Annotated in this window: 10 protein-coding genes; 5 read left to right on the top strand and 5 right to left on the bottom strand. The window is 64.3% G+C overall.

The window, feature by feature from the left end:
- Positions 1-139: 139 nt before the first annotated feature.
- Positions 140-1,516 carry a cytochrome P450 gene (locus ACQR2C_RS31335; protein WP_434882850.1) on the bottom strand — a complete coding sequence of 459 codons (1,377 nt, stop codon included), beginning with the start codon at positions 1,514-1,516 and terminating at the stop codon, positions 140-142.
- 933 nt (positions 1,517-2,449) lie between these two features.
- Here ACQR2C_RS31335 and ACQR2C_RS31330 point away from each other — a divergent pair.
- The 3 genes from ACQR2C_RS31330 (at position 2,450) to ACQR2C_RS31320 (ending at position 4,840) form a co-directional block, all read left to right on the top strand.
- Positions 2,450-3,835, top strand: a complete 1,386-nt coding sequence (locus tag ACQR2C_RS31330; RefSeq protein ID WP_434847464.1) for a hypothetical protein — start codon at positions 2,450-2,452, stop codon at positions 3,833-3,835.
- Between the two features lie 24 nt (positions 3,836-3,859).
- Positions 3,860-4,366, top strand: a complete 507-nt coding sequence (locus ACQR2C_RS31325; RefSeq protein ID WP_434874614.1) for a hypothetical protein — start codon at positions 3,860-3,862, stop codon at positions 4,364-4,366.
- 78 nt (positions 4,367-4,444) lie between these two features.
- The gene (locus ACQR2C_RS31320) at positions 4,445-4,840 is read left to right on the top strand and encodes a hypothetical protein (protein WP_434847466.1); all 396 of its coding nucleotides are present in this window, start codon (positions 4,445-4,447) and stop codon (positions 4,838-4,840) included.
- Positions 4,841-5,026: 186 nt separating this feature from the next.
- Here the strand turns inward: ACQR2C_RS31320 and ACQR2C_RS31315 are convergent, their stop codons facing one another.
- Together ACQR2C_RS31315 and ACQR2C_RS31310 are read right to left on the bottom strand one after the other, a co-directional pair.
- Positions 5,027-5,185 carry a hypothetical protein gene (locus tag ACQR2C_RS31315; RefSeq protein ID WP_315803846.1) on the bottom strand — a complete coding sequence of 53 codons (159 nt, stop codon included), beginning with the start codon at positions 5,183-5,185 and terminating at the stop codon, positions 5,027-5,029.
- A 374-nt stretch (positions 5,186-5,559) separates the two neighbouring features.
- Entirely contained in the window at positions 5,560-6,378 is an 819-nt protein-coding gene (locus ACQR2C_RS31310; RefSeq protein ID WP_434882849.1) for an outer membrane protein, read from the bottom strand.
- Positions 6,379-6,727: 349 nt separating this feature from the next.
- Here ACQR2C_RS31310 and ACQR2C_RS31305 point away from each other — a divergent pair, with 349 nt between their 5' ends.
- A complete protein-coding gene (locus ACQR2C_RS31305; protein ID WP_434882848.1) occupies positions 6,728-7,138 on the top strand; it encodes a response regulator in 411 nt (136 codons plus the stop codon).
- 134 nt (positions 7,139-7,272) lie between these two features.
- Here ACQR2C_RS31305 and ACQR2C_RS31300 read toward each other — a convergent pair whose 3' ends face one another.
- Positions 7,273-8,511: an LLM class flavin-dependent oxidoreductase gene (locus ACQR2C_RS31300; RefSeq protein ID WP_434882847.1), complete on the bottom strand. Its 1,239-nt coding sequence runs from the start codon at positions 8,509-8,511 to the stop codon at positions 7,273-7,275.
- Positions 8,512-8,955: 444 nt separating this feature from the next.
- Here ACQR2C_RS31300 and ACQR2C_RS31295 point away from each other — a divergent pair, with 444 nt between their 5' ends.
- Positions 8,956-10,458: an extracellular catalytic domain type 1 short-chain-length polyhydroxyalkanoate depolymerase gene (locus ACQR2C_RS31295; protein ID WP_434882846.1), complete on the top strand. Its 1,503-nt coding sequence runs from the start codon at positions 8,956-8,958 to the stop codon at positions 10,456-10,458.
- 6 nt (positions 10,459-10,464) lie between these two features.
- Here the strand turns inward: ACQR2C_RS31295 and ACQR2C_RS31290 are convergent, their stop codons facing one another.
- Positions 10,465-11,133, bottom strand: a complete 669-nt coding sequence (locus tag ACQR2C_RS31290; RefSeq protein WP_434882845.1) for an MBL fold metallo-hydrolase — start codon at positions 11,131-11,133, stop codon at positions 10,465-10,467.
- Between the last annotated feature and the right edge of the window lie 22 nt (positions 11,134-11,155).

Below are 11,155 nucleotides of genomic sequence, written 5' to 3'. Positions count from 1 at the left end.
CGCAGAAGAATCCACGCCATGCACCATGTCCAGTCTGTCTGAACCGGACAGCCGTGGGACAAGCCCGGCCATGACGAGGAGGAACGAGTCCGCGACAAACCGAGATCCTTGGCGCGTTTGCTGCATCTATGCGGACCGATCACACCGCCTTCAACATCACCTTCAGACCGTCGCGCGGTTTCGGGATCGGCCAGACCTGCCAGTTCGGCTGATAGCCGGGGGCGAACGAGACCTCGAGGTTGGCGAGGAAGTGCCGCGCGAAGCACTTCACCTGCATGTAGGCGAAGTGCAGGCCGAGGCACATGTGCGCGCCGCCGCCGAACGGCACCCAGGCGAAGCGGTGGCGGCCGCGCTGGGCCTCGTCGGTGAAGCGCATCGGGTCGAACCGCTCCGGCTCCGGCCAGATCTCCGGCATGTGATGGGTGTACATCGGGTTGATGCCGACGCCGGTGCCGGCGGGAATCGCGTAGCCCTTGAAGGTGAAATCCCGGATCGGCCGGCGCGGCAGCGACGGCACCGGCGGCATCAGCCGCAACGTCTCCTGGAACGCCATCTCGGTCAGCTTCATCTTCTCCAGATGCTCCGAGCTCATCGGTTCGTCCTTGGCGAGGCCGAGGCTCGTCACCTCGTCGCGCAGCTTCTGCTGCCACTGCGGATGTGCGGCGAGCTGGGCGACGAAGGAGGTCAGCGACGAGGTCAGGGTGTCGTGCGCCGCCATCATCAGGAAGCTCATGTGGTCGACGATATCCTGCGTCGACAGCAGGGCGCCGTGGTCGTCGGTGGCACGGCACAGATGCGAGAACAGGTCGTCGCCATCGCCTTTCGCGCGGCGCAACGGGATCTGCTCGGAGAAATAGGCGACGATGCGCTGGCGGCCCTTGACCCCGCGCGCCATCTGCGTGCCCGGCAGCGGCCTGCGGATCGGCGCCACCGAGGCCGCGACCATGTCGACGAAGGCGCGGTTGATCGCGTCGACCTCCGGCCCGATCTCGGTGCCGAGGAACGACGTCGCGGCGAGGTCGAGCGTGAGCTGCTTGATCGCGGGATAGAACAGCATCTCGCCCGGATTTGCCTTCCACTGCGCGATGCGCGCGGCGATGCCGCGGTCGAGGCCGGCGAGATAGGACTTCATCGGCCCGGCCTTGAAGGCGACCGACAGCGCCTTGCGATGCATGCGGTGCTCGTCGAAATCGAGCAGCATCAGGCCGCGCGGAAACAGCAAATTGAGGATGTGGCCCCAGCCATGCGCCGAGGAGAACAGCTTGGCCTGGTCGAACAGCACCAGCTCGTTGGCTTCGGGGCCGAGCAGCACGACGTTGACGTCGCCGAACATGTGGGTGCGGTAGACGGGGCCATACTTCCTGGCGTTACGCTCGACGTGACCCTTGGGGTCGGCGAGGGTCTCGAACGTCTTGCCGATGATCGGCCAGCCTTCGTCGCCCGGAATATGGGTCAGCGAGTTGCGCCGCGGCGAGGTCAGGCGGAACGATGGCGTGGCCACACTTTGCATCGACATCAAGGAGGCTCCGTTTTCGGATCGGCGGGGCGCGGCGATGCGCCGGCACATCATTGAAGGGCGGTTGCAGCCATCATGCAATACGCTGCGTTATTTCGTCTCGGTGTAGTTGTGCTGCATCGCACGCGTTCGCGATCTCGCGACGCGCTTCATGCGTCCGAGTCCTGCTGGACTGCTGCCCTCCTTGGAAAGAGGGCACGGGGAATGCCGGGCGCAGGCCGCACCCATGGCCCGCCTGCAGAAAAAAATGCAGGCGGCAGGTACCACAGGTTCAGCCGAGGCATCCCGGCATTCCCCGCGCGATGGTTTTGACGGCTGCTTCGCGATCTCCCCGGTGCACCGGGCTTTCTGGCCACCGTTGCCCGCGCGGCGCGTGAGCGCCAACACGAGCGTGACACCAGCGTCGGGGTGTCAGGACCACGCGACTTGACCGTGCGCATCTCTGCTGTTCGTCGGCGCGGGATCACCCCCACGCTGCAACATCGACGCGCCCACCGCATCCCGCCTCAACGTTCGTGACGACCGCGAAGCGCCCCTCTGATCGAGACGGGACGCGGAGATACAATCACGAATTCGGATAAAAGGAAACGACAATATTTTTGCGAGAAGGACTGGACACGGGTGATGTGGTTGAGCGGGCGAGCAAAATTGCCTTTTAAGCGCGCACGGTTGCCCGGCCGTCGATGGTGGTCGGTGTCCCGCGCGGAGGAGACTGCGCGTTTTCGAAGTGATTTGCTCGTCGGGTCGCTAGCCGACTTTACCGGCTTTTGCGGCGAATTCCAGGTTGCTGTGTTATTGTGATCGCCTTGGGGATGTCTGCCGGCGCCGACTCCTGGCCGTTTTCATGCCAGTTTCCGTTCAGCTTGGTGGTGTCGCCGTTGGCGGGCCTTCTCGTTTGCGATGCAGTGAGTCCAAACCGATCGGAGGCGGGGCATGCAGCGTGTACTTCGGCTCGGATGCGTTCTCCTGGCGATCTGGATCGCCGGGCAACGGGAATCGGAGGCCGGCGAAGGCTCAGCCGCCCGCATTCGCGAGGTGTTTGCGGAGGCCGAATATTCCAACGCCGCAAGTGCTGCAGTGGACATGCTGTTGAGCAAGCAAGACGCACGCCCGTGCGACTTCTTCGGCTATCGGCTGCTTTGTACGCGCCGCTATCTCAGCCTGTCAGAGCAGACCAAAGTCAAGAGCTCGGCTGCGCGGGCCGTGCCGAAGGCTGTTCGGGTCCTGCGAAAATACGATTACCCTCCGATGAATCGTCTGACGATCGTCAATGCCTTCAGGTCGTCGACGGACAGAGACAACACGGTCCAGCCTGTCCTGGTGTCGGCACCCTATCCGGGTTTCATCCCGTTCGCGGCCTATGACGGAACGGTGTCGCCGACATACGACGCGCTCAACCATTCCCTCGAGTACAACAACGAGGCGCCGAAGCCGCAGCAGGAGCGCTTCGACAAGATCGCCCAGGATTGGGTCGTCGGCTCAATGTATGACGCAAAGGCGTCGGACCTGAAGGATATCGCGGTTTCGACGGCCCCTGACCGCTTCGAGACGCTTCTGCACAAGGAGTTCGATTTCAAGGGGCACGATCTGTTCGGCGATTTTGCCGACAGCAGGCGCGTAGCCGACGGTGCAAAGGTCGTCGAATTCTGGGAGAACTACGTCGCATTTTCGAAGACGGCGGATCTGCGTGGCTGCGCCGATCTTTGCAGCATCGCCATCGAGCTTGTATCTCCGAAGGACCATATTCGCTCGATCGCGCACTGCAGCGTGGTGAGTGTCGCAGGGGTCGCCGGGAGCCCGGAGAATTGCTACACGGTGCTCACTTCCGATGGAAAAGCATCCTACCTCCGCGTGTCGCTCTACTTGAATGCCGTCAGTGGCCTCGACGGCATCGGCGGTGATGAGGTGTCGTGTGAGCCTGTCTCGGCCTTGAGCAAGGTGGATGTCGATACGCTCGCTGAAGCGGTCGCCAATGACCTCCGAAAGGTCAATACAAGCACCGCAGACCCGTCATACGCCGTCGAGATTTCCAAAAAGGGTGCCAATCGCACGGTTCTCATGGCGACCCGCTACGGCTTGTCGGCTTTCTTCACCGACAAGACGACATGGGAAATCTCCACGACGAGGGTCGACATTTTCAGCGACGAGCAGAGTGGCATTACGGCGACGGTATCACTCACGGCGGCGACATCGTCGACACACAGCCCGAATCAGGACGGCTACAAGCTTCTGCAGGACAATGAAGCGACCGCAATGCGTCGCAAGGTCGTGCAACTGCTAGCGCCGTCGTTCAAGTGCAAGACCCAGCGCGGGACCTGAGAGAGATGAATCATGGAGGGGCCGATGACCGCGGAGCAGGCGCGACGTAAGTTGATTTTTCTGAGCCTCGTGACCACCGTTCTTTTTTCTGCCTTCCTGATCGTCTCGCCGCTCTTCACGCCCTTCGGCCCCCAGGAGGCGTTGCAGGTCGTTCAGGTCGTCTTTCCCGTCTTCGCCGGCTATATCGGTTCTGCCGTGTTGTTCCTGTTCCGAGGCAACCCCGCCTCCGGCACCATCGCAGATCAGGGGCTGCTGAAGATGCTGATCTACGCGCCGTTCGCCGTATTCTGGTGTCTTGCTGCGGCGGTGCTGTTCTATTTCTACGTCTCCAATCAGCCGGGATACAATCAGGGAATGACATTCCCGCAGCTGATGACCTACGTCACGATCATCATTTCCTTCATGAACATCACAACCGGGGCTCTCGGCGCGTTTCTGTTTCAGTCCGAAGAGATCCAGCGCGCCGAAGCGCAGGCAAAGGCATTGCTCCAGGTTGCCAAGGACCGAAGTCTGTCCGGGGACGGAACCTGATATGATGTGAGGGGTCGAATGTCGCCGGATCGGTCGAGAGCTGATTGAGCGACGCCTCCGCTGATTGGAGACTTCAGGATGTTGGCATTGATCCGAAGGCTGTCTGGAGCGCTGAAGCGACGATATGCGATCCAAGCCGGACGATCGAACGAGACGGGCCGACGGTGGCGCTTTCGTGCCGTTCGCGACGGTGGTCGAAGCGTCGAGCTTCAGAACCAGGGGACATTCGATGAGCTCGTTGTCGACGATTGGCTGCACATTGAGCAGATGGACGACAGGGTTTATTGGCTCCAGGTCGGCGACGTCCGCATGTGGGTGACCGTTGTGGCGGGTGAGAGTCCGATCGTCGATGTTGAACGCGGGGCTTATGGTCGAGTTCGTGGGGATACTCGCGACTGGAGCGTGGAGGACTTCAAGAGGGGGCTCTCGTCGCAAGACGACGCTATTGCGAAAATCGGAGGTGCGGAGCGATAGCCCTGTCCCCTGTCGCGCCAGGGACGACTGCCGATCAAGGTACGGCGTCGCCGAATTCGGGTACGTGTCGCCTGCGCCGGTCCGCGATGCCCTCAATCGATCGAAGCCGGATGAGCGCACCTTTTCGCGGCGAGAAAGCCGCGCGGCCAGAAGTCGCCACCTGTTCCGGCGCGGACGCCGAGACCGTCAGCCGCCCGATTTGTTGATCTTCTTCACCTTGGCGTCGGTTGCCTCGATCGAGGCGGCCAGCTCCAGGATCGCCTTTGCCAGGAGGTCGGCGGCCTCCTTGGGATCCTGCGACCGTTCGGCGCGCAGCGCGTAGTTCCTGGCTGAAGAGAGTGACATTGGCGAGCTTTCCCGCGGAAGAGCCCGCCGGTCGAGGCGGCGGGCTGCCTGACGCATCCTACGCGCGAGAGGTAGCAGGTCCGGGTTAAGAAAATTTTCGTGACGCTCGCTGCGCCGGTGTCCGCCATGCGGTTGCTGGCGCCTCCATCTCCGGAGATCAGACTCCGACCAAAAGCTGGCAAGTCATAGGTTGATGTCGCCGCGGATCACGCGGCCGTAGGGTGGGCAAAGGCGATCCGTTGATCGCTCCATGGGCTCGCTTGCGGTGGCGCCGTGCCCACCATCTTCTGAGGAGCTCTTAGATCAATAATGGGCACGCTGCCGCCTGCGGCGGCTGCTTTGCCCACCTTGCATTCTTCAGGCCCGACCGCGCCTCAGAACTTGTAGGCGAGTCCCACTGTCGCGGTGTGGGTGCGCGTCGTGACGTGCGCGGTGAAGCGGTCGTCGAATCCGGGGCCGACGCCGCCGGGAACGAAGAAGGTCTGGGTCCAGGTGCCGAAATCCGCGTAGCGATAGTCGGCGCGCACGATCCAGTGGCCGCCGATCAAGTGCTCGACGCCGCCGCCGACGGTCCAGCCGACCCTGGTCGATGCCTGGGTCTCGTTGTGCGGATTGCCGAAGCAGAAAGCATTGCCTGGAACAACGGTACAGTTGGCGTTCAGCTCGAGGCGCTGCCACGCCACGCCGCCGCTGCCATAGACCAGCGTGTCCGGTGTAACCAGATAGCCGAGCCGGGCGCGCACGCTGCCGTCCCACGTCTCCTTCACGGAGCCTGCTGGAAGGCCGACCAGCGGCGCGCCGAAGAACAGCCCGGTGGTTCCCGGCAGGGGATTCGCGGTCGTCTTGTTGTCGGCCCATCCAAGGTCGCCCTCGAGTCCTGCGACCCATGACGGGGCGAACTGCCAGTTGATGCCGAGGTAGCCCCCGATCCTGGCCGCCACGCTGTCCATGGCGCCGCCGGTGCCGGCCGTCGGCACGAACACGCCGGCCCCGAAGTTCGGCGAGATGTCGCTGGTCCGCCAATCATTGTCGGCCCAGCGGGCGCCGACCGACACGCCGGCATAGACGCCGGTCCACGACGGCGCGGCCACAACCGGCGATGCCTTCACCGGCAGGTCGGCCGCCAGCGCTGATCCCGCGAGGACGATGCTCGCCAACGCGGCCGCAATCCCGGCCACTCCAGATTTCGTCATGCTTTGCCCCAGCGCGCGACGTCGATTCGACATGGTTGCGGCACCATCGCCGGTTGCATCGAACGCGGCAATTGCATCGCGATTGGCTGGATCAAAAAGTTCATGGTGTTGCTGGCGGGATACGTCGCCTGGTTGAGGCGGCGCTCGACGAGATGGCATCCATGACCATACGATCGCTGCGAGCCTGCTCCGGCTGGCCCGCACGTCATCAGGTCTGCCTCGCCCCAGGCGGCCCCCGCGTCCCCTTCACCCGTAAATCCACGGAGCCGAATGTTTACCACCCGGCCATCGGCCTGATCTAGCAACGGCTCGACCTGACGTCGGGTCAACGTGCGACGAGGGCAAGGGCATGAGCAATCAGTTGCTGGTGATCGAGGATGCCGAGGTGCATCTCTCGATTCTGCGCAAGATCGCCGCGCAGTGCGGCTACGAGGCGACCTGCGTGACGTCGGTCCAGGCGGCGGCCGAGGTGCTGCGCCAGCGGACCTTCGACTGCATCACCTTGGATCTGTCGCTCGGCGATCGCTGCGGCGCCGACATCCTGCTGCTGCTCAACGAGCTGAAATCGCGCACGCCGGTGATCTTCATCAGCGGCGCCGAGGACGCCACGCGCGAGGAGCACGTTCGCCTTGCGACCGTGCTCGGGCTCGTGGTCTATCCGCAATTCCAGAAGCCGGTCGACCTGCCGGCGCTGCGCGAGACGCTGAAGCAGATCGCGACGCTCGCTGAGTGCGAGAGGCTGGTCGCGGCGGTGAGGTAGCCGTGCGTAGGGCGGATTAGCGCAGCGTAATCCGCCGACAATTACGGGCCTTCTCGATTTGTGCGTCTCAGCGGCTTCATGGATCCGACTACGCCGGATGTGGCGGATTACGCTGCGCTAATCCGCCCACACTCTCATCCCCTCCGCTTCGCCGCTTCCTGCAGATCCGGCGCATTCACCGCGGGAATCGCGATGCGGCCGGGTCCGGTCTGCGACAGCGCCGCGGCGGCCTTGTCGTTGTCCATGATCTTGGCCATCACGGCCTGTCCCGCGCGCTCGAAGATGTCGCGGTTCTCGATGACGAATTTCTGCGAGCGGCGCAGGCCGTCGATGTAGCCGTTGATCTCCGGCACGACATAGCGCGCGACCATGTCCCAGCTGCGGCGCGTGTTCTCCGGATTGGCCCAGTCGTGCACGAAGCCGATGATGTGGCCGATACCGCCCGACACCTGCATCAGGTTCTTGATCGTCTTGACGAGATCGTCGGGCGTGCCGATCGTCGACGCCGCGCCCTCGACGAAGGCGGTCTTGTCGACAGCCTCGTCCGGCGAGGCGAATGGTTTCAAACCCGGCCGCATCAGGGTGCCGACCGTATATTCGTTGTGCCAGCGCATCAGCCCGGGACCGGCCTCGCGGCGCGCCTGCTCGCGCGTCTCGGCGATGTGCCACGACAGCAGCACGCGCCAGTTGGCGCGGCTCACGGTGGTGCCGTGCTTCTTCGCCGCGTCCTCGGCGAACTCCCATTGCTGCGGCAGCGCCATCAGGCCCTGCGTCGACATCGAGCCGAGCGAGATGATGCCGATGCCGTATTTGCCCGCGAGCGTCATGCCGGACGGCGAGATCTGCGACGCCACGACGAACGGCATCTCCTCCTGCAAGGGCAGGATCTGCAAGGCCGCGTCGTTCATCGTGAACCAGTCGCTCTTGGCGGTGACGCGCTCGCCGTTGAACAGGCGGCGGATGATCGCGATCGCCTCGTCCTGACGGTCGCGCTGCGTCATCGGATCGATGCCGAGCGTGTGGGCATCGGAGGCGAGCGCGCCCGGCCCCGAGCCGAAGATGGCGCGGCCGCCGGTCATGTGGTCGAGCTGCACCATGCGCTGGGCGACGTTGTAGGGATGATGATAGGGCAGCGAGATGACGCCGGTGCCGAGCCTGATGCGCTTGGTGCGCTCGCCGGCAGCAGCGAGAAACATCTCGGGCGAGGCGATCGTCTCCCATCCGCTGGAATGATGCTCGCCGCACCAGAACTCGTCATAGCCGAGCTCGTCGAGCTGCGAGACCAGATCGAGGTCGCGGCGGAATTGCAGCATCGGATGCTCGCCGATCGGATGATGCGGAGCGAGGAACGCGCCGAATTTGAGCCGCGCCATGTGTTTTCTCCCAAGCGGAATTCGTTGTTGCTTACCGATCAGGCTAATTGGCGCCTCGGTGCGAGGCAATCATCTTGCCGCGCGGGACGACCGGTGCATGGCTGCCATTTGTTTGTTTACTGATCACCGATCGGTGCTCACACTCGGCGCGGGGTTGTCGATTCGTTGACCTGTGGCTGCAATGGCGACATGCCAAACGCGGTCACTGCCTTTCCGGGTTGCGTCGCGTGTCGTTTTCACGCTTGCGGCGATCGAACGTCTCGTCGGTTCGCATTTCGGTGATTGCTGCGTGAAGAGCCGCGTCGGCGTGGCATTTAGATCGCAGCAAGAGCGAAATTCGCAATCAAATTGCCGAGCTCCGCAATCTCGCGGGCTTTTTCTTTTGCGCTGCAGCAACCATCTGGGTGATGGTGGGTTTGATCCGTGACTGCCAAGGAGCTGCCGTTGTCCCTCGCTGAAAATGTTGAGTATTTGCGACGGCTGCGCGAGTTGAATGGCATCACCGGATTCGCAGATTTCCACCGCCAGTCCCGTCCCGCTCCCGAATGTCCGCTGGTCGAGGTCGAAAGCTTCGGCAGCAATCCCGGCCGTCTGAAGATGTTCGCCCATGTGCCGGCGCAGCGCCAGCCGCTGCTGCCGCTCGTCGTCGTGCTGCATGGCTGCGGGCAGGGCGCGGCCGACTACGATCTCGGCGCTGGCTGGTCGACGCTCGCAAAGCATTTTGGCTTCGCGCTGCTGATGCCGGAGCAGCAGCGCATCAACAATCCGCAGCGCTGCTTCAACTGGTTTCAGTCCGAGGACATCACGCGCGGCCAGGGCGAGGTCGCCTCGATCCGCGAGATGATCGCCCGCATGGTGGCCGACTACGCCATCGATGTGAACCGCATCTTCGTCACCGGCCTGTCGGCGGGCGGCGCCATGACCATGGCGATGCTGGCGGCGCATCCGGAGGTGTTCGCGGCCGGCGCCGTGATCGCCGGGTTGCCATTCGGCACCGCGCGCAACATGCGCGACGCCATCCTGCAGATGCGGATGCCGCCGGCGCGTCCGGCCGGCGAGCTCGGCGATCTCGTGCGCCGCGCCTCCAGCCATCGCGGCAAATGGCCGAAGCTGTCGGTGTGGCACGGCACCGCCGACTATACGGTGCATCCGGACAATGCCGGCGAGATCGTCAAGCAATGGCTCGACCTGCATCACCTGCCGCTGGCGCCGATGGCCGCAGGTGAGGTCAACGGCTATCCGCATGAGCAGTGGTGGAATGCCGATGGCGAGACGATCGTCGAATCCTTCACCATCTCCAACATGGCGCATGGCACGCCAATCGGCGTCGCGGCCAACGACAAGCGCTATGGCAAGGCCGGGCCGTTCCTGCTCGAAGCCGGCATCTCCTCGTCGTATCTGATCGCGAAGTTCTTTGGCGTGACGGACTGGATCCGCCAGCCGAAGCCCGCCGCGACCTCCCCGAGCACGAAGCTCATTCCCGAGGTGTCGCCGATCTCGGCGCTGCCGGCCCTGACGAAGATGCTGCGGCGGCCGGATGCGCCGGCCGCGGTTGAGCCGACCGAGGCCAAGCCCGTGCCGGAGACACCGGTCAAGGCGGCGCCGGTCAAGCCGACACCGGCGCGTCCGCCGGCGCGGGCGAAGGGGACGCGGTCTGCTTCCGGCAAGGCCGCGAAGCCGAAAACCGAGTTGCCGGGATCCAGGCCATCGGCGCCGGTGGTCGCGCAAGCGGTGGCCGCGAAGCCGGCCGTTACGCCGGTCGAAATCAAGCCTTCAGCTCCAAGGCCGTCAGGCGCGAAGGCGGTCGACATGACGCCGGCCGACGCGCCGCCGGTTCTCAAGCCCGCGACCGCCGTCCCGACGCAGGCGCCGCCGCAGAAGCGGCGCCGTGTGATCGACGTGGCCGCGGTGATCGAGCGCGCGCTGCAGGCGGCCGGCCTGAAGTAGTTCGTCTCAGGCCATCCCCGTCAGGAACGGGTTCGTCATCCGCTCCTGGCCGAAGCTCGAGCCGGCGCCGTGGCCGCAGATGAAGCCGACGTCGTCGCCGAGCGGCAGCAGCTTGTCCTTGATCGAGCGGATCAGCGTGTCGTGGCTGCCGCCGGGCAGGTCGGTGCGGCCGACCGAGCCGTTGAACAGGACGTCGCCGACATGGGCGAAGCGCATGTCCTTGTTGAAGAACACGATGCTGCCCGGCGAATGGCCGGGGCAGTGCAGGATGTCGAAGACGAGCTCGCCGATCTCGACCGTATCGCCTTCCTCGAGCCAGCGGTCGGGCGTCACGTCGCGCACGCCCGTGATGCCGAAGCGCGCACCGCTGGCGACGACGTTGTCGAGCAGGAATTTGTCGGCGACATGCGGTCCCTCGATCGGCACCTTCAGCTGGTCGCGCAGATCGGCCGCGCCGCCGACGTGATCGATATGGCCATGCGTCAGCCAGATCTTCTCGACGGTGACTTTGGCCTGCGCGATCGCCGCCTGGATGTTCGGCACGTCGCCGCCGGGATCGATCACGATCGCCTTCTTCGTCGCCTCGCACCACAGGATGGTGCAGTTCTGCTCGAACGGCGTCACGGGCACGATCATCGCGCCGGCCTTCGCCCTGGTCTGGTCCTGTTCGCTCATGCCGCCAGCATGCCGATTTTTC

It is taken from the genome of Bradyrhizobium sp. HKCCYLRH3061 (genome assembly GCF_051168015.1).
GTDB lineage: Bacteria > Pseudomonadota > Alphaproteobacteria > Rhizobiales > Xanthobacteraceae > Bradyrhizobium.
Note: the sequence above shows the minus strand (reverse complement) of the source record. Positions and strands in the feature narration are given on the sequence as shown.